Here is an 18,756-nt window from a genome sequence, read left to right as displayed (position 1 = left end):
TCTGCGCGGCCTTTTTGTTTGCTTCGAGCTTCGAGCTTCGATCGCCGCGCGAAGCGGCGCGGCGCAATCACGGACAGAACTTCGACAGCAGGCTCATCTGTGCATTGCGTATCGCCTTGCCCGCGCGGCGGCGGCGATAGTGGCCGTCGCTCTGCATGAGCCACGCCGCCTGATTGTCGCCGAGGAAGGTCGAAAGGCCTTCGGCGATCACGCGACGCTTGAGGCGCCGGTCGTCGATCGGGAAGGCCACCTCGACGCGCCGGAACAGGTTGCGATCCATCCAGTCGGCGCTCGACAGATAGACTTTTTCCTCGCCGCCCGCGTAGAAGTAGTAGATCCGGTGATGCTCGAGGAAGCGGCCGACGATCGAGCGCACCGTGATGTTCTCGGAGAGCCCTGGCACGCCCGGCTGCAGCGAGCAGACGCCGCGCACGATCAGGTCGATCTTCACGCCAGCCTGTGACGCCTCGTAAAGCTCGTCGATCACGGTGGGTTCGAGCAGCGCGTTCATCTTCGCGACGATGCGCGCCTTCTTGCCAGCGCGCGCAGCTTCGGCTTCGGCCCGGATCGACTCGATGACCTTCGGGTGCAGCGTGAACGGCGACTGCCACAGTTCGTGAAGTTGCAGTTCGCCGCCGATGCCGGTCAATTGCTGGAACACGTGATGCACGTCTTCGCAGATCGTCGGCTTGGACGTCATCAACCCGAAGTCGCTGTAGAGACGTGCGGTACGCGGGTGATAGTTGCCCGTGCCGAGGTGGACGTAGCGGCGCAGCACCGTGCGGCCGTTCACCGGCACGCGGCGCACGATCAGCATCATCTTCGCGTGGCACTTGTGGCCGACCACGCCGTAGACCACGTGCGCGCCCACTGCTTCCAGTTGTGAGGCCCAGTTGATGTTCGTTTCTTCGTCGAAGCGCGCGAGCAGTTCCACCACCACGGTGACTTCCTTGCCGTTGCGCGCGGCCTGCATGAGCGCGTCCATCAGCGGTGAGTCGGTGCCCGTGCGGTAGATGGTCTGCTTGATCGCGACGACGCTCGGATCATTCGCAGCCTGCAGGAGCAGTTCCAGCACAGGCTGGAAGCTTTCGTACGGATGGTGCAGCAGAACATCGCCCTGATCGATCACGTCGAACATGTTGCTGCCCGCTGCAACGCGTGCCGGAATGGTCGGAACGTGCGGCACGAATTTCAGCTCGGGGCGGTCCACCAGCTCGGGCAAGTGCATGAGGCGCACGAGATTCACGGGGCCGTCGACGTAATAGCAGTCCTTTTCGCTGAGCCCGCTCTCGTCGAGCAGACGCTTCACGATATGCGCCGGCGTCGCGGCGGACACTTCGAGCCGCACCGCGTTGCCGAGGTGTCGCGCCGGCAATTCACCTTGCAGCGCAACGCGCAGATTCGTGATTTCGTCCTCATCGACGAAGAGTTCGCTGTTTCGCGTGATACGGAACTGGTTGCAGCTGCGCACGACGAGGTTGGGAAACAGCTCGCCGACGAAGCGCTGCAACAGCGCCCCCAGCAGCACGAAGCCATACTGGAAGCCTGACAACTCCTGCGGCATGCGCACGAGTCGCGGCAGCGCGCGCGGAGCCTGGACGATGCCCATGACGGCCTGCCGGCCGAAGGCATCCTTGCCCTCGAGCTCGACGACAAAATTCAGGCTCTTGTTAAGCACGCGCGGAAATGGGTGCGCGGGATCGAGTCCGATTGGCGTGAGGACGGGCAGCAGTTCGTCGACGAAGTACTTGCGCGCCCAGGCGGTCTGGGCCTCGTTCCAGTCGTCGGTACCGTGGAAAAAAATGTCTTCCTGTTCGAGGGCGGGCAGCACGGTCTCGTGCAGCATGACGTACTGGCGATGCACGAGACGCTGCGCACGCTCGACCACGAGGTCGTAGACGTGCTGTAGCGACATGCCATCGGGCGAGAGCGCGCCAGGGTTATCACGCATCTGCTCCTGAAGCCCGGCCATGCGGATTTCAAAGAACTCGTCGAGATTGCTGCTGGTAATGCAAATGAAGCGCAAACGTTCGAGCAGCGGGACGGCGGGGTCAGCCGCCTGCGCGAGCACGCGCTCGTTGAATCCCAGAATGCCCAGCTCGCGATTGAGTAAAGGGTAGCGGATGGACATCGGTGATGAAAACTGAATGTCAGGATGTATTTCGAACGGACGCTCGGAAATTCGCACAGTAGTATGAAATTATTGTGACATTCGGTGTGTCATTAATTCTACGCTCCATTATCACGAAAACGACAACTCTCGTGGCGATCATGCACAGTGGTTCAAGGTGACGCGCGCGAGGAGCGACATCGTGAAAGCGGGAGCGCTTAAAATGACACATTTCAACAGCGCGGCCGCCGCCCGGATGGCAGCGCTCGCTCGCATGGAGCCTGCTCCCTCGATGCTCACCAATCCGCACCTGATTGCCGCCGTCGATCTCGGTTCGAACAGCTTTCGTCTTATCGTTGGCCGGGTCGAAGAAACCGAAGCCGGTAGCCAGATCTATCCGGTTGACGCGCTGCGCGAACCGGTACGCCTCGCCGCAGGGCTTTCGAAAGACAAAATGCTCGACCGCGCTTCGCAGGTGCGCGGCTGGGACGCGCTCAAACGATTCGGCGAACGCCTTCGCGATTTCCATCCCGATCATGTGCGCGCGGTCGCGACGAACGCGCTGCGTGTCGCGAAGAATGCGCGCGAATTTCTCGGCGAGGCCGAAGCCTCGCTTGGTTTTCCGATCGAAGTCATCGCGGGCCGCGAAGAGGCGCGCCTCATTTACGCGGGCGCGGCTCATTCGGTGCCGGCGAGCGCTGGCAAGCGGCTCGTCGTCGATATCGGTGGTGGCTCGACGGAGTTCATCATCGGCGCGCACTACACGCCGATCCGTATGGAAAGCCTCTATATCGGCTGTGTGAGCCACAGCCGCCAGTTCTTTCCCGCCGGCAACGTCGATGAGTACACGATGCGCCAGGCCGAACTCGCGGCCACGCGCGAAATCCAGATTATTTCCTCCGACTACCGCAAAACCGGCTGGGAGCAGGTGATCGGTTCGTCGGGCACGGCGCGCGCGCTTGCGGAGCTCGTCGAGGCGAACGGGTTCAACGATTCGGGCGTCACGCACGGCATTACGCGCGGCGGGCTCGAGCGGCTCAAGCGGGCCCTGATCAAGGCCGAGAACGTGAATCGCCTGAAGCTCATCGCGCTCAAGCCGGACCGCGTGCCGGTGCTCGCGGGCGGCCTCGCGATCATGATCGCGGTGTTCGACGAGCTGGGCGTCGACTATGCCGACACCACCGACGCCGCGCTGCGCCTCGGCGTCCTGTACGACCTGCTCGGGCGTTCGCAGCACGAGGACATGCGCACGGTGACCGTCGAGGGCTTCATGCGCCGCTACGGCGTCGATCGTGCGCAGGCAGGGCGGATCGGCGAGCTGGCCATGGGGTTCTACGACCAGCTCTGCGCGTCCGGGGAAGAGAGCGACGAAGAACGCCGCGAGGAAAACCGCATGTTCCTCGGCTGGGCGGCGTCGCTGCATGAAATCGGGCTTTCGATCTCGCATAGCGCGTATCACAAGCATTCGGCCTATATCGCGAGCAACGCCGACATGCCGGGTTTCTCGCGCACCGACCAGTCGCGGCTCGCCGCGCTCGTGCTCGGTCACGTGGGCAAACTCGGGAAGCTCTCGCAGGCGCGCGACGTTGAATGGCCGCTACTGTTCTGCCTGCGCCTCGCGGGACTGCTTAGCCGCCGCCGCGCCGACATCGGCCTGCCCGAGATTTCGGTCGCGCACGAGGGTAGCGGCTACGAGGTGCGCCTGCCCAACGCGTGGGTCCAGAACAATCCGCTCACCGACTACAACCTCATTCAGGAAGCGGCGGAGTGGGGGAAAGTCGGCATTCCGTATCGTGTGGTTTATTCGGATGACTGAATGAAGGTGGAGTTGCCTCGGTAGTTCAAAACTTCAAAACAAAACGCCCGGCTGTTCGCCGGGCGTTTTGTTTTACGTACTTCGTCGCGGGACTTAACGCGCGACGGCGTCGCCGAGGAAGTGACGCGCGTAGCGCTCGTTGATTTCGGAGAGGCGGAACAGCGTGAGGAAATCGGCGGTATTGAAATCGGGGTCCCAGGCGGGCGCGCCGCAAATCTTTGCGCCGAGACGCAGATAGCCCTTGACGAGTGGCGGCGGCACGGCGCTAGCGCCCGTGCGCAGTTCTTCGACGGGCAGAGGCGTGTGCGGGAACGCACGATATTCGGGCGCCGTGAGCGCATTCGCGCCGAGCGATGCGTAGAGGTTCGCCGCGTAGTGGCCGCCGTCGGCCATCGACACGCTCGCGCAGCCGAGCATCGTTTCGTAGCCGTTGTACGTCATGTACGAACCGAGGCCACCCCACAGAGACATGATCACCGAGCCACTGCGGAAATCGGGATGCACACACGAACGGCCCACTTCGACCATCTTCGGACGCAGATGCGCGAGGCGCGAGACGTCGAATTCGCTCTCGGCGTAGAGGCGGCCGATGCGCAGTGCCTCGTGCGGCGGCAGCACGCGATAGGTACCGACGACCTTGAGCGTGTCGAGGTCGCGGACGAGCAAGTGATCGCAGTAGCCGTCGAACGCGTCGACATCGAGGCCCGCGGGGCCGGAGAGGCGCGCGCCCATTTCTTCGGCGAACACACGGTGGCGCAGGCGCTGCGCTTCGCGCAGCTCTTCGTCGCTGCGCGCCCAGGTCACCTGCAGGCGATGCTGCGCGGTGATCGTTTCTTCGGCGCGCGGCAGACGCCGGTTCGACTCGAACAACGTCGAGGCGAGCGGCAGGGTGTGCGTCGGCAGATCTCGCATGGTGCGTCCTGGTCGGATGGTAATGAAACTTTTCCGGCCAATGTAGTAACGGCTCGTTACATCACCATGGCAACGCAATGACGATTCGATGACGCGACGTAAGGCGTACGTAGGACCAGGTTGCGCACATGGGCGCCCCAGAGGGGCGTGGTTCGGGCGCACGCCGGAGCAGAAGGTATCAGGCGAGATCGGGTGTGATCGCGGCGTGGAGTACGGCCTGTCCGTTGCCGTTGCGATCGCGGCTGGCGATCCAGACCAGCGCGCCTTTCTTCAGCGCCCAACTGCGCTGATCCTGGCCACTCGAGAGGAGCTGCGCGGCGATTTCGCCGAGCACGGGCTGGTGGCCGACAATTACCACCGTCGGTGCGAGGCCGCCGGGCCAGCCGGCGGCTTTGAGAACGTCGTCGACGCTCGCGTTGGGGGCGAGTTCGCGCACGACGCGGTACTGGTCGGTGAGTGTTTCGACGGTCTGGATCGTACGGGTGGCCGGGCTTGCGAGGATGAGGGCGTCATCGGGCAGGCGCGCGCGCAGCCATTTCGCGACGTTCTGCGCCTGCTTGCGGCCGCGTGTGGTGAGCTGGCGGGCGAGGTCGCTGGCGGCCATCTCTTCGGCTTCGGCGTGGCGCCAGAGGATGAGGTCCATCTATGACTCCTTCAATGGGGACGGCGGGTCCTCGCATGGTGCACGCGCGGGCTGTTCGCAGCAAGGCGCGGTGGCCCGATTTGACGGAAGTGGGTGTCACCCAATATAATCACTGATTCGTCGGAGCGTAGCGCAGCCTGGTAGCGCATCTGATTTGGGATCAGAGGGTCGTAGGTTCGAATCCTATCGCTCCGACCACGCATGAAAAAACGGAAACCCGCATGGCGTAAGGCTGTGCGGGTTTTTTGTTTTTAGATCGATTTGCCCGCTTCCTTGGATTTTTCCGGTTTAGGTAACACTGTAGGTAACAGGTAACATTTTTCGGGAATTTGTCATCTCGGGCGGAATTCAGGCGGAGCCCGCCCAGTCCACGCGACGTTGGCCGGACACATGGCCATCAGCCGAGGCGCGCGAGGCGCTCGAACAGTTCGTCGTGCTGCTGCTGGAACTTCACCCGGTTCTTCTGCAACCGGGCCAGATTCATCAATTTCCACTGGATTGCTGGCAGCTCTCTGACATGCCCGAACGGCAGCAGGTCCCAGTCCGGCTTCGCCTGAACCAACGACAACAGGAAACCCCGCTGTTGCTCGGACAAGGCTCTCGGCAATTCGGCCATCAGTTTCTTTCTGGTCGCCTTCAGCTCGTCCAGCGTCACTGGCACATTCGTCATGCCGACGAACTCCGCTTCAAACACGGCGTCAATGTCCTGCTCGTTGGGAAACAGCACCTCATGCGCGGGCCGGTTATGGCCTGCCAAATAGATGACAAAGCAGTCGAGGAATTCAGGCGGCAACCCGAACCGCGCGAACATCAACTGAACGTCGAACAGGTCTCGTGGATGCTGGCGATCCAACGCGGCGACTAACTTGCTACCGTACAACTCCGGGGTTGCCAGTATTGGCACGTCGATATTGGCCGCGAACATCTTCTGAGCATCTTCAGTCAGCGACGTACGAACCGGTGGCAGTGCCGTACCCCGGAAGACAAAGTTCACCTCGATCTTAACTTCGTGCTCGCCGTTTGAGACGAACAACTTGGCTTCGTTTCCGTCTTTGGTCTTCCGCAGATCAGCCCGCAGGCCAAGCGCTTCCAGTCTCGCCTTCGCGGCGGCCAGCTCATCCGCAATGCGCTGTAGCGCCTCGTCGCGTGGCAGTTGGTACGGCACAAAAACGACATCGATATCGACCGACAGTCTGGGCATGCTTTGCACAAATAGATTGAGGGCCGTGCCGCCCTTCATGGCAAAGCACGGCGACTCAAAAATTGCCGGTGCGACGAGCAGCAGAAGCTGCACTGTATTGATGTACTCGTTGTTCATGTTGGACGCTTTAAATTAAGGCGCTCACCGCTTTTGCCAACCGATACCCAGCGCCGCCCGCCCCCTAGGCGCTCGCTGTGATGCAACGCCAGCGACTTCCATGGCAGATCCAGTTCGTCTGCAAGCTGGCAGGCCAGGCGAACGACCTTGATGCGGTTCAGGTGGGTAAACAGTTCTTCCAGGATCTGCAGGCGTGGAGAACGGATGCTTTCGACGAGATGCCCCGTCTCCTCCAGCCCCTGACGCTTGCCCACGTCGTTAAGGAGCTCGAGCATGGCACGTTCAGTGGTAGATACAAGGACATCGCTACGACCAGCAGGTAGCGGAGCTAGGCCAAGATCCGGCGGCATTGCGTCGTCGAATATATGGGTACTCTGGTAATGGGCCGGAAACGCCGCTGTAAACCATATGGGTAGCTTTGCAGGATGATTACCCCACAGCGTCAGCGTTTCACGGGCCGGGAGGTTATGCCGCACGCCACGCCATGCCAATGCGGTCTTGGCCGCCACATGCAAGCCAGGGACATCTTTTGCGAGCCAGGCTAGAGACGCATCGCGATCCAGTTTGTCGCCGGGCAGCAAATACACACCATGCCCGAGACGGGTGAGCCACCCGTCCTCTGCCAGGCGGGCAGTTTGCTTCGCCGTTAGCCCATGCTCAAGCAGCCAGGCTGTTCCGAGCGGAGTGCCGCGCGGAAGCTCAGGCAGAAGTTTTCTGAATAGAAAATTTGGCGAAGTTCCCATATGAGGAGAATTATACGGATAAATTTATGCTCTTTCCAAGAGGAATGCAGGACCTTAACTCGACGACATCTTCTACAAGACGGAATACAAAAATCATCCATCTTCACGATACACGAGAAAAATTTGCATAAATCTATGCAGCCCTTGACTGCCTCACCTCATCATGCCCCTATATAGGGGCATGATGAGGTGAGGCAGTCAAGAATCTACCAAACAAACAACTTAGTGCTTACGCTTACGAGCCTGAATTTCGCTATTTGCGAAAATATGTTGCGCTATGCGAAGGCTGTGCTATGCTGGCGATTGAGGGTTCGGAATAATCTCGTTGCTGTTTTGGCCCAACGGGTCGTGGAGCCGAAAGGTTCTGCTGTTTCGCGGCGCATGTGTCCGGCACGTCGTACTGTGTCCCGTGTGGCGCGAGAGTGCACGCCTGCGAGCAGCGTGCACTCTTCTTGGGTAGGGGGTAGTACCGCCGTTTGTTCCGTTTCAGTTACGTGCGAGAGCCATTGCGTGGTGCGATGGCGTAACTGAAGGAGCCGATCCATGGGCATCAAGACCTCCAAACGGCGGGGGCTAGCTGGTCGGATCGCGTCCGCGCTGATCAACCCGAAGACGCTACGGTTCGCCGTAGCAGTCCTACGGGTGATTGACTTGGCAGCGCGCGTCTATGATCACTGGCGTAGCTAGCGCCCCCTATTTTTAGAAGGAGCTATGGCATGTTGAATCGCGCGCTAAAGCTCATTCGCGCATTCCATCAGTTATCGCAGACCGAGCTTGCCAAGCGGCTAGGGATATCGAACTCCTACCTCAGCGAGATCGAGTCAGGGCTGAAGGCGCCGAGCGTTGAGCTACTGAAGCAGTATTCGGAGATTTTCAAGATCCCGGTTTCGTCCATCATGCTTTTTTCCGAACATCTGGAAGCTCAAGGGCCTGGCGGGAGACTCAGAGTCAAGGCGGCGGACAAGATACTGCGACTGCTTGAATGGGTCGCTGACAAGGAAGCTCTCACGCATGGCAACTAAGGAGAGATATGACTTTCGGCAGTCCCCTTTTTTTCGACTTTCGTCGAGGAAGCGGGCTGCTGAGTTATTGGCTTTTGATCTTGCTGACGTTGATTCGCTTGTCGGTGAGGGTAGCTACCATGTATTCGTCAACGACAAGGGGCGGACTATTCAGCATCCGCAGGGGGCACTTAGCGTTGTACATAAAAAAATCGCCACGCTGCTGGCCCGATTGGCTGCCCCCTCGTACGTCCGATCCGTCAAGGGCGAGTCGTATATCTCGAATACAGGGGCTCACTGCGGTCGGGTTCCTCTCATCAAGACGGATATTTCTAAGTTCTATCCGAGCACCAAGTTCAGCGCGGTGTATGACCTGTTCCACCGGCGCTTCGAATGCTCGCCCGATGTCGCGTACCTGCTCGCGACGTTGTCCTGCTTCAAAGGAAAACATCTTCCGACTGGAAGTTACCTGAGTGGATCACTGGCATTTTTCTCGCACGAAGAGATGTTCCAGCAAATTCATGATCTTGCGGTGTCTCACGGTTGCCAGATGACATGCTATGTCGACGACATTGTAATCTCGGGTGAGCGTGCTACTAAGGCATTGCTGTACCAGGTGCGTGGGGTAGTTCGAAAGCATGGTCTTTCGACGAAGGATGATAAATCCAAGACCTTTTCGGCACATAAACCCAAAATTGTGACCGGTGTCGTACTGAGCGCAGACGGGTTACGTCTTCCGAATTCACGCCATAAAATGATCCATGAGACGAGAAAGGCATTGCGTCTTCGGATGCCTGACGCTGAGCGCACCCCACTTCTAGCATCACTGCGTGGTCGATTGCAGGAAGCCAAACAAATCGAGACGTGGAATGCGGATCACAGTCCCGCGTTGAAAACCGGAAGCCAGTAGCGCATAAGCAATGCATCTGCAGTGGTGTATGGGGTAAATAAAACGAGAAGTCGGACAAACACATAAGATGACGCAACAGTTGCTGACACCACATCAAAGCCAGTATGTTGCTTGGCTGCTTACTCGTCGCGCCGCTGGCGACTCAGTCGAGTCGCTGGCTTCGACCCTGGTCGATTCCCAGGTCGATCTGAATCCGCATCAAGTCGATGCCGCTCTCTTCGCTTGCCGTAACCCTTTGTCGCGGGGCGTTATTCTTGCCGACGAAGTGGGACTTGGCAAAACCATTGAGGCTGGACTGGTCATTTCGCAGCGCTGGGCTGAGCGCCGACGCAAGATTCTCATCATCGTTCCAGCTAATTTGCGTAAACAGTGGCATCAAGAACTGCAAGACAAGTTTGGGCTTCAGGGCGTAATTCTGGAAGCCAAGAGCTACAACGCTATTCGCAAACAGAACCAACAGAGCCCGTTCCAGATGACGACAGGGCCGATCATCTGCTCGTATCAGTTCGCCAAGGCCAAGGCCGACGACATCAAGGATATTGCGTGGGATTTAGTCGTGCTCGACGAGGCACATCGCCTACGTAACGTCTATAAGACTAGCAATGTCATAGGCAAGACGCTGAAAGATGCGATGGCGCATGTACAGTCCAAGGTGCTTCTCACCGCGACTCCGTTACAGAACTCTCTACTGGAACTCTATGGCCTAGTCAGTATTGTCGATGACCGCGTCTTCGGCGACCTCGATAGCTTTCGCTCACAGTTCACCGGACAGGCGCGCGACCAGGCCTTCAGTGCTTTACGGAATCGTCTTTCGTCCGTCTGCAAGCGCACGCTGCGCAAGCAAGTCCAGCCTTACGTGTCATACACGGCACGTAAGGCAATCGTGCAGGAATTCACTCCGTCGGACGAGGAGCAAGAGCTTTCACGGCTCGTCGCGGACTATCTGCGACGCCCTAATCTGAATGCGCTGCCCAATGCGCAACGGCAGCTGATCTCGCTAGTCCTCTGGAAGCTGCTGGCTTCCAGCACTCACGCGATTGCCGGTGCGCTGGAAACGATGGCGAACCGACTCCAGGGTGTTCTGGAAAACTCGCCTGTGGTTGATCTGAGCGATGAATTGGACGAAGACTACGAATCGCTCGACGAAACCGCCGAGGAGTTCTCTTCTGACGATAGCGATTCGGGCGCAAAAGATGCCCCGCTTGATCAGGGTGAACGTGATGCCATTTCGAGTGAAATCGATGAGTTACGTCAATTCAAGACTCTGGCTACCAGCATCCGTGACGATGCCAAAGGCAAGGCACTGCTAACGGCCCTGGACAAGGCATTTGCTGAACTGGATCGACTTGGTGCGGCCAAGAAAGCCATCATCTTTACCGAATCCAGGCGCACACAGGACTATCTGCTTACCCTGCTAGCCGACACAACCTACGGCAATGGCATCGTCCTTTTCAATGGCACTAACAGCGATGCGCGTGCGCAAGCTATTTACAAGGACTGGCTGAAGCGTCACGAAGGTAGTGACCGTATCACCGGTTCCAAGACTGCAGACACTCGTGCGGCACTGGTCGAGCATTTCAAGGAACGCGGTACTGTGATGATCGCTACGGAGGCCGGGGCCGAGGGTATCAACCTCCAGTTCAGTTCTCTGGTCATTAACTACGATCTGCCGTGGAACCCACAGCGCATCGAACAGCGCATTGGCCGATGCCACCGTTACGGGCAGAAACATGACGTAGTGGTCGTCAATTTCGTGGATCGCAGCAACGAGGCTGATGCTCGCGTGTATGAACTGCTGGATCAGAAGTTCCAGCTTTTCGAAGGTGTGTTCGGCGCTAGCGATGAAGTGCTCGGGGCTATTGGCTCCGGCGTCGATTTCGAGCGTCGCATCGCTGACATCTACCAGAATTGCCGCGAACCGGCCGAGATCAAGGCCAGTTTCGAGCAGCTTCAGCTCGATCTTTCCGGCGAGATCAACGAAGCGATGGTCAAAACGCGTCAGGTTCTGTTGGAAAACTTCGACGAAGAAGTACAGGACAAGCTTCGTGTCCGTGCCGAAGACAGCCGCAGCACTCGCAGCCGTTTTGAGCGAATGCTGATGGATTTGAGCCAGGCGGAACTGGGCGATTGCGCCAGCTTTGATGATGGCGGATTCAATCTACAGCGTGTGCCTGACGACATTGAGGCGAGCGGCCAGATAGGCATCGAGTTGGGCCGTTATGAGCTACCACGCCGATCTGGCGACGCTCATCTGTACCGGATCAATCATCCGCTGGCGTTGTGGATCGCAGATCAGGCGAAGGCCCGCGCGCTCGATAGGGCCAAGCTCGTATTCAACTACGACGCTTATGGTACGAAGGTCAGCACGCTCGAGCCGTATCGTGGCAAGGCTGGATGGCTTACCTTGAAGCTGGTTTCGGTGGAGGCCCTGGGCAACCAGGAACAGCACCTGCTGGTCGTGGCCAGCACCGTTGACGGAATCGCGCTGGACGAGGATGACCCGGAAAAATTATTGCGCTTGCCTGCCACGACGCAGGCAACAAGCCTGTTCAACGATGCAGGCGATGCCGCACTGGTCGCCGATGTGACAGCCCGCAAGACGGAACTTCTGCGCGACATTAATCAGCGCAACTTAGGCTACTTCGAACAGGAAGTGCAGAAACTGGATGCGTGGGCGGACGACCTTAAGTTGGGCCTTGAGCAGGAAATCAAGGAGATCGACCGCGAAATCAAGGAAGTGCGCCGTACGGCGGCCATATCGCCCACACTCGAAGAAAAGCTGGCACACCAGAAGCGTCAGCGTGAGCTAGAGGGCAAACGGACCAAACTGCGCCGTGAACTGTTCATCCGGCAGGATGAGGTCGAGGCGCAGCGTAACGATCTCATTAGCCAGTTGGAGGTGCAGCTCCAGCAACAAGTCGAGGAGCACACGTTGTTCACCATCGAATGGGAGTTGGTGTAATGGCTGCGCTTTCCTCGCAATACATGGTCATTCTGAAGAAAATTCTGGCGGATCGCTTCGTGCCATTCCTTCCGCCGCTCCTCGGTGCGGCAAAACCAGAAGATCAGGCAGTCAAGCAACTCTCGCGAGCCTTCAGCGCCTTCGCTCTGCACAAGCTGCTTGACCTCACTCCACAGGTCGCCGCCGCATCAGTTGTGGATGATTTCAACGACAAGGGAATCGATGCCATCTACTACGCGGAGGATTCGGAAACCCTGTACCTGCTGCAAACCAAGTTGAAGGAGTCCGAGCAGTTTAAACAAGAGGACGCGTTGCCATTCTGCGACGGAATCCGCTTACTGCTCAGGCAGGATTTCACCGGATTTAACGAGAATTTCAAAACCCGGACGGCTGATATCGAAGCCGCCCTTGATGCGTGTAGCCATATCAAGTTGGTTGTGCCTTATACCGGCGCCGGAATTTCTAAAACGGCCAGTGATGCCTTGCAAGCCTTGCTCAATGATGAAGATCTCGACGAGGAACGGCTCGACAAACAGGTCGAATACTATACCGCGTCGGAGGTCGTCCGCGACTTGTTGGCAGAACAGGCCTACCAGCCTGTGCACACCGATATCGTCTTACAGAAGCACGCCAAGGTTGAAAATCCACGCACGACGTACTACGGTATTGTCCGCTTGGCTGATCTTGTTGCTCTGCACAAGGACAAGGGCAAGGCATTATACGAACGTAACATCCGCTATTTCCTTGGAAGCGGTAGATCGGACGTCAATAAGGCTATCAAGACAACCCTGCGCGATGACCCGAACAGCTTCTTCTACCTCAATAACGGCGTGACGGCGGTCTGCGACGAGATCGAACCGAAAGGTAAAAACCCCAGCAATGGGGCTAGAAAATTCAAGGTTCGCGGCTTGTCTATTATCAATGGCGCGCAGACGGTTGCGTCGGCGGCCGAGTTCGTAGCCCAGCACCCTCATAGCAACATCGATGATGCCAAGGTGATGTTCACCCTGATCAAGGCACCGGCGGACGGCTTGTTTGGCAAGCGTGTCACCAAGGCCCGCAACCACCAAAATCCAGTACAAACGGCAAACTTCGCCTCGCTGGACGAAAATCAGGAACAGTTGCGTCAGGAGGTTGCCCACCTCGGCTTCGTTTATCACTACCGCCCTGAAGCGTCGGCGACCGGCCCCCATGCCATTTCGCTTGACGAAGCCTTGCGCGCGCTTGCCTCGCGACAAGACGATCCACGTTACGTGGTCTGGCTCAAGAGCGAACCAGCGCGACTTGCTGACCCAGAGTCCGCCGAATACCAAGCGTTGTTCCCCGGAGTGTTGTCAGGAACGACGCTGATCAACGCTGTTCTGTGTCACCGAGCCATCCGTACTTTCGTAGTGGACTATGAACAGAACGCGGCTGCGCGTAGCCAAGAAAAACTAATCTACCGACACGCCTTGCATGTCATCATGGCCGTAATGATGAAGCGCCTGCGCCAACGCATTGGCGCGACAACAGTCATCGACTCGACCGCAATCCCCGCGTTAATCAGCCAACCACTCGATCAACTTCGGCAGCAGACCTTCGACCTGGGGAGACAGCACCTGTTGGTCGAGGGGCCGCTGGCCTATTTCCGCAATCAGGGTAGCGTCGCGGGCTTTCTAGCCGATCTGATGGAAACACACTTCGTGTTGACCGCTGACCCGGCACTACCCAACCTGCGTAATGTCAATAATGCGACGGATGCATATCCGCGCAAGCGCCTGATTGACTATCTGTCGAGCAGAGCGCCGCAATTGTGAGAACCATGCCATGAGCAAGCGAAAATTAGAACTGACATGGATCGGGAAAGAGAAGCGCCCCAAATTGGAGCCGCGTATTCTGCTTGAAGATCCGGCAAAGTCATATCACGCCAAGCATCGCGTGACGGACGATGACATCTTTGATAACCGACTTATCTTTGGCGATAACCTGCTGGCGTTGAAGGCGCTGGAACAGGAATTCACCGGGAAAGTAAAGTGTGTCTTCATCGATCCTCCCTACAACACGGGTAGCGCTTTCACGCACTACGACGATGGGCTAGAGCACTCGATTTGGTTGGGCCTGATGCGTGACCGGTTGGAAATCATTAAGCGGTTGCTGGCCGATGATGGCTCGCTGTGGATTACCATTGATGATAATGAGGCTCATTATTTAAAAGTTTTATGTGACGAAATTTTCGGTCGAACCAATTTTGTGTCGAATGTCGTATGGCAGAAAACACTGACTCGGCGAAATGATGCTCGCGCGATGTCGACCGCTCATGATCACATTCTCGTTTACGCAAAAAATCATGAGTATTTCGTCGTCAATAAATTAGATGCCGGTGAAAAACAGCGTGCCACCTATCGGAATCCGGATAAAGATCCACGAGGCGATTGGTTGCCAGTACCATTTCATGCTCCGAACATACGTCCGAATTTGACGTATGAGATTATTACTCCTGGGGGGAAGTCATTGTGGCCGCCGAAAGGCCGCTGCTGGAGTACTACGAAAGAGCAGTTTGAGGCATTGTATGCAGACAATCGAATTTATTTCGGATTGGATGGCAATGGCATGGCTCAGCGTAAAAAATTTTGGAATGAATCAGAAAATAAGATGGTTCCATGGACTTGGTGGGGCTATGAGGAAGCAGGCGACAACCGTGAGGCAAACAAAGAGGCAAAACTGCTGGCTGAATTAGCAGGAATTGAAGAAAAATTTGATACTCCAAAGCCAGAAAAATTGCTGAAGTTGGTATTGGAAATCGCCACTGCCCCGGGCGATCTTGTTCTCGATTCGTTCTCGGGTTCCGGCACAACCGGCGCTGTTGCTCACAAAATGGGCCGTCGCTGGATCATGGTGGAGTTGGGCGAGCATATTCACACGCACATCATTCCCCGATTGAAAAAGGTTGTTGACGGTGAGGATAAGGGTGGTGTTACGGAAAGTACGGCTTGGAAAGGCGGTGGCGGATTCCGTTACCATCATCTCGCACCGAGTCTGATCGTCAATGATCGTTGGGGTAATCCGGTTGTCAACCCAGACTACAACGCGGCACATCTTGCCGAGGCATTGTGCAAGCTGGAAGGCTTCAACTATGCGCCCTCCGAAGTGCAGTGGTGGCAGCATGGCCATTCCAGCGAGAGGGACTTCATCTACGTCACTACACAGAATCTGTCCGTGGACCAATTACAGGCACTTTCTGAGGAAGTCGGCGCTGACCAGAGCCTGTTGGTGTGCTGCTCAGCCTTCCATGGCGTAACGGCGGCAAAGGCGGTAGAACGTTGGCCGCACCTGACACTGAAGAAGATTCCAAAGATGGTGCTAACTCGTTGCGAATGGGGCCACGACGACTATAGCCTCAACGTAGCGAACCTGCCGATGGCTGAGCCTGAACCGGTCGAGCCTGCGGCAATGGGCAAAGCTCCCAAAAAATCTAAGGACAGAAACGTGGCTGCTGAACAAGGCGGCTTGTTTGGGGAGAACGAATAATGAACGACCGCACCTTACATGCTGTCACCGGTCGTCTGTCTCTTCGCCCACCTCAAGCGGAATCTCTCGCTAAACTGGTGCGTGCGCTCGATGCTGCGCCCGAATTGCTCGGCCATGAATGGGATGTCGCATCTGTTCTTTCCTCGCTGAAGGGCGAATTTGCCACGTTAGAAGATTTTGAACGCGAATTTCCATCGCTGTGTTTCGCGCTGGCCACGGGCGTGGGCAAAACGCGACTGATGGGTGCGTTCATCGCCTATCTGCATCTGGCGCACGGTATCAACAATTTCTTTGTGCTCGCGCCCAATCTGACTATCTACAACAAGCTGATTGCTGACTTCACCCCTAACACGCCGAAGTACGTATTCAGGGGAATCGGTGAATTAGCGATACAGCCGCCGCGCATCATCACTGGCGATAACTACGATCAACAGAACATTACGGGTGGTGAGCTGCTTGGAGAGGTTCGCGTCAACATTTTCAATATCTCCAAGATCAACTCCGAAGTACGTGGTGGTAAGGAGCCGCGTATTAAGCGAATGCGCGAAGTTCTGGGTGACAGTTACTTTAACCATCTGGCAAACCTACCAGACCTTGTGATGCTGATGGATGAATCTCACCGCTACCGTGCTAGCGCGGGTGTGCGGGCCATTAATGAGCTGAAGCCATTGTTTGGGCTGGAGGTGACGGCAACGCCTTTCGTGGAATCCGCCAAGGGGCCTGTGCCGTTCAAGAACGTGGTGATGGACTACCCATTGGCACGCGCGATGGAGGATGGTTTCGTCAAGGAACCAGCAGTCGTCACACAGCGTAACTTCAAGGCTAGTGACCATACCCCAGAAGCTGTCGAGCAGATCAAGCTGGAAGACGGTGTGCGTTTGCATGAAACCACGAAGGTCGAACTGCTTACCTATGCTCGCGAGAACGGCGTCAAGGCAGTGAAGCCTTTCATGCTTGTCATTGCCCGCGATACGACTCACGCCGCACAACTCAAGGCGTTGATCGAGTCAGGACAGTTCTACGAAGGACGTTACGCGGGTAAGGTGATTCAGGTGGACTCCAGTCGGTCCGGCGCAGAAGAGGAGGAAATGATTACGCGCTTGTTGGCCGTGGAGAGCATGGATGAACCCACAGAAATTGTGATTCACGTCAACATGCTCAAGGAAGGCTGGGACGTGACCAACCTTTACACCATTGTCCCGCTGCGTGCGGCCAATGCACGCACGCTAATCGAGCAGAGTATCGGGCGAGGCCTGCGTCTGCCCTACGGCAAGCGCACTGGCGTGGCGGCAGTGGATCGCCTGAACATCGTCGCACACGACAAATTTCAGGAGATCATTGACGAGGCCAACCGTGGCGACTCTCCGATCCGCTTGAAGCAGCTCATCCTTGATGCACCGAACGTGGACGACAAGAAGGTCAGCGTGCAGGTAGTCTCTGGGGCAGCGGAACGCCTCGGACTCGCAGAGGCACCAGCAGTAGACTCGGCGTCGACATTTATTTCGGTCACTGCCAATGGTAATGGCGAAGCTCGCCCTGCACGTGCTCCAATCTTTACGACTGAAGCCGAAAAGCAGGCAGCACGCGTGGTTATGGAGGTCATCGGCAAATACGAGGTCAAGCGTGATCTAGTGCCGACCAGCGGCGCGTTACTCAAGCCGGAGGTACAGCGGGAAATTCTGGTGGCGGTCGAGGAACGGCTGAAGCCGACCCAAGGTAACCTGCTCGCGGGCGTAGACGCGGCTGCTCCCGCTCTGGATCTATCGGCCGTTGTGGCGAAGACGACGGAAATCGTGGTGGATCAAACCATCGACATCCCGCGTATTGCTGTGGTGCCCAAGGGAGAGGTTACGACGGGCTTCCGTCCGTTCACGTTGGATATAAGTCAGCTCCACCTGCAACCGGGTAAGCGGGAAATCATTATCCAAAACCTACGCACTAACGAGCAGGACACACTGGCTGCTGAAGTCAATCTGAAGGAGCAGCGTCCGGAGGACTATATTGTTCACGCGCTGGTGGACTTTGATGATATCGACTACTTCACGCAAGCCGATCTGCTCTATGACCTTGCTGGACAGATGGTTCAGCACCTGAGCGGCTATCTGTCGGAGGCGGATGCGCTCAATGTTCTGGATGGCCAGCGTAAGACCATCGCCAATGAAATCCACTCCCAGATGATGGCGCACTTCTATGAAGAGGCGACGGATTTCGAGGTACAGGTTAGCCGTGGTTTTACGGAACTCAAGTCCTGCAACTACACGGTAACGACTGGTCAGGCTCCGCGCCATTTCCGTGAAACTGTGGAAGACGTGAGCCGCATCAAGACGATGCTATTTGGCGGATTCATGAAGTGCTTGTATCCGCTTCAGAAGTTCGATTCGGACACGGAGCGGCGCTTCTCGGTCATCCTGGAGCGCGATGCCCTGAGGTGGTTCAAGCCAGCGAAGGGACAGTTCTTGATCTATTACAAGCTTGGTACCGAGCAGCCAGAATACGTTCCGGACTTCGTAGTCGAGACCGACGCAGAAATCATCATGGCAGAGACCAAAAAACGGGATGATCTGACAACCGACGAGGTCAAGGCCAAGGCCGCTGCAGCAGCCCGTTGGTGCAAGTTCGCTTCAGAGCACACTGAGAGTGTCGGCGGGAAGCCATGGAAGTACATCCTGGTACCGCACGATGAGGTCGTTGAGTCGCATCAGATGCGTGCATTCCTTCGCTTCGAACAAAAGGCGTGAGGCGGCAGCATCATTAAGTTTTTTGAACCGGTGCCGATATCCAGCGCGGAGCCATGCTGAACGTGGCTCCGACACGGATAACTTTCCTCACGAGGC

Annotated in this window: 12 protein-coding genes and 1 tRNA gene; 8 read left to right on the top strand and 5 right to left on the bottom strand. The window is 57.3% G+C overall.

From position 1 onward, the window contains the following. Positions 1-67: 67 nt before the first annotated feature. On the bottom strand, positions 68-2,131 hold the full coding sequence (gene ppk1 / locus L0U80_RS09620; protein WP_233863707.1) for a polyphosphate kinase 1: 2,064 nt from the start codon (positions 2,129-2,131) through the stop codon (positions 68-70). Positions 2,132-2,333: 202 nt separating this feature from the next. On the opposite strand from ppk1, the gene ppx reads away from it, so the two are divergent. After that, positions 2,334-3,926: an exopolyphosphatase gene (gene ppx, locus L0U80_RS09615; RefSeq protein ID WP_233863706.1), complete on the top strand. Its 1,593-nt coding sequence runs from the start codon at positions 2,334-2,336 to the stop codon at positions 3,924-3,926. Positions 3,927-4,019: 93 nt separating this feature from the next. On the opposite strand, the gene L0U80_RS09610 is transcribed toward ppx, so the two are convergent. Together L0U80_RS09610 and sixA are read right to left on the bottom strand one after the other, a co-directional pair. Continuing rightward, positions 4,020-4,838: a GNAT family N-acetyltransferase gene (locus tag L0U80_RS09610; RefSeq protein ID WP_233863705.1), complete on the bottom strand. Its 819-nt coding sequence runs from the start codon at positions 4,836-4,838 to the stop codon at positions 4,020-4,022. A gap of 178 nt (positions 4,839-5,016) precedes the next feature. Next, positions 5,017-5,481, bottom strand: a complete 465-nt coding sequence (sixA, locus tag L0U80_RS09605; protein ID WP_233863704.1) for a phosphohistidine phosphatase SixA — start codon at positions 5,479-5,481, stop codon at positions 5,017-5,019. Between the two features lie 121 nt (positions 5,482-5,602). On the opposite strand from sixA, the gene L0U80_RS09600 reads away from it, so the two are divergent. Then, positions 5,603-5,679: transfer RNA gene (locus tag L0U80_RS09600), tRNA-Pro, on the top strand. Between the two features lie 199 nt (positions 5,680-5,878). Here the strand turns inward: L0U80_RS09600 and L0U80_RS09595 are convergent. Together L0U80_RS09595 and L0U80_RS09590 are read right to left on the bottom strand one after the other, a co-directional pair. Then, positions 5,879-6,799, bottom strand: coding sequence for a nucleotidyl transferase AbiEii/AbiGii toxin family protein (locus L0U80_RS09595; RefSeq protein ID WP_233863703.1), 921 nt, complete (start codon positions 6,797-6,799; stop codon positions 5,879-5,881). Beyond that, positions 6,796-7,542: a type IV toxin-antitoxin system AbiEi family antitoxin domain-containing protein gene (locus L0U80_RS09590; protein ID WP_233863702.1), complete on the bottom strand. Its 747-nt coding sequence runs from the start codon at positions 7,540-7,542 to the stop codon at positions 6,796-6,798. Before L0U80_RS09590 ends, L0U80_RS09595 begins: the two co-directional genes overlap by 4 nt. Before the next feature lie 716 nt (positions 7,543-8,258). Here L0U80_RS09590 and L0U80_RS09585 point away from each other — a divergent pair. The 6 genes from L0U80_RS09585 to L0U80_RS09560 all read left to right on the top strand — a co-directional run bounded on the left by L0U80_RS09585 (position 8,259) and on the right by L0U80_RS09560 (position 18,660). Beyond that, on the top strand, positions 8,259-8,564 hold the full coding sequence (locus L0U80_RS09585) for a helix-turn-helix transcriptional regulator (protein WP_233863701.1): 306 nt from the start codon (positions 8,259-8,261) through the stop codon (positions 8,562-8,564). Further along, positions 8,554-9,453 carry a reverse transcriptase family protein gene (locus L0U80_RS09580; protein ID WP_233863700.1) on the top strand — a complete coding sequence of 300 codons (900 nt, stop codon included), beginning with the start codon at positions 8,554-8,556 and terminating at the stop codon, positions 9,451-9,453. Before L0U80_RS09585 ends, L0U80_RS09580 begins: the two co-directional genes overlap by 11 nt. 67 nt (positions 9,454-9,520) lie before the next feature. Then, positions 9,521-12,415: an SNF2-related protein gene (locus L0U80_RS09575; protein ID WP_233863699.1), complete on the top strand. Its 2,895-nt coding sequence runs from the start codon at positions 9,521-9,523 to the stop codon at positions 12,413-12,415. Continuing rightward, complete coding sequence (locus tag L0U80_RS09570) at positions 12,415-14,211, top strand: AIPR family protein (RefSeq protein WP_233863698.1); 1,797 nt, start codon at positions 12,415-12,417, stop codon at positions 14,209-14,211. The genes L0U80_RS09575 and L0U80_RS09570 overlap by 1 nt, the downstream gene beginning before the upstream one ends. 10 nt (positions 14,212-14,221) lie before the next feature. Then, positions 14,222-15,922: a site-specific DNA-methyltransferase gene (locus L0U80_RS09565; RefSeq protein WP_233863697.1), complete on the top strand. Its 1,701-nt coding sequence runs from the start codon at positions 14,222-14,224 to the stop codon at positions 15,920-15,922. After that, positions 15,922-18,660, top strand: a complete 2,739-nt coding sequence (locus tag L0U80_RS09560; protein WP_233863696.1) for a DEAD/DEAH box helicase — start codon at positions 15,922-15,924, stop codon at positions 18,658-18,660. The genes L0U80_RS09565 and L0U80_RS09560 overlap by 1 nt, the downstream gene beginning before the upstream one ends. Positions 18,661-18,756 lie beyond the last annotated feature (96 nt).

This window comes from Paraburkholderia adhaesiva (assembly GCF_021390575.1).
GTDB lineage: Bacteria > Pseudomonadota > Gammaproteobacteria > Burkholderiales > Burkholderiaceae > Paraburkholderia > Paraburkholderia adhaesiva.
Note: the sequence above shows the minus strand (reverse complement) of the source record. Positions and strands in the feature narration are given on the sequence as shown.

Excerpts from the sequence above, each read along its gene's own strand:
- ppk1 (WP_233863707.1), bottom strand. The coding sequence starts at position 2,131 with ATGTCCATCCGCTACCCTTTACTCAATCGCGAGCTGGGCATTCTGGGA.
- ppx (WP_233863706.1), top strand. The coding sequence starts at position 2,334 with ATGACACATTTCAACAGCGCGGCCGCCGCCCGGATGGCAGCGCTCGCT.
- L0U80_RS09610 (WP_233863705.1), bottom strand. The coding sequence starts at position 4,838 with ATGCGAGATCTGCCGACGCACACCCTGCCGCTCGCCTCGACGTTGTTC.
- sixA (WP_233863704.1), bottom strand. The coding sequence starts at position 5,481 with ATGGACCTCATCCTCTGGCGCCACGCCGAAGCCGAAGAGATGGCCGCC.
- L0U80_RS09595 (WP_233863703.1), bottom strand. The coding sequence starts at position 6,799 with ATGAACAACGAGTACATCAATACAGTGCAGCTTCTGCTGCTCGTCGCA.
- L0U80_RS09590 (WP_233863702.1), bottom strand. The coding sequence starts at position 7,542 with ATGGGAACTTCGCCAAATTTTCTATTCAGAAAACTTCTGCCTGAGCTT.
- L0U80_RS09585 (WP_233863701.1), top strand. The coding sequence starts at position 8,259 with ATGTTGAATCGCGCGCTAAAGCTCATTCGCGCATTCCATCAGTTATCG.
- L0U80_RS09580 (WP_233863700.1), top strand. The coding sequence starts at position 8,554 with ATGGCAACTAAGGAGAGATATGACTTTCGGCAGTCCCCTTTTTTTCGA.
- L0U80_RS09575 (WP_233863699.1), top strand. The coding sequence starts at position 9,521 with ATGACGCAACAGTTGCTGACACCACATCAAAGCCAGTATGTTGCTTGG.
- L0U80_RS09570 (WP_233863698.1), top strand. The coding sequence starts at position 12,415 with ATGGCTGCGCTTTCCTCGCAATACATGGTCATTCTGAAGAAAATTCTG.
- L0U80_RS09565 (WP_233863697.1), top strand. The coding sequence starts at position 14,222 with ATGAGCAAGCGAAAATTAGAACTGACATGGATCGGGAAAGAGAAGCGC.
- L0U80_RS09560 (WP_233863696.1), top strand. The coding sequence starts at position 15,922 with ATGAACGACCGCACCTTACATGCTGTCACCGGTCGTCTGTCTCTTCGC.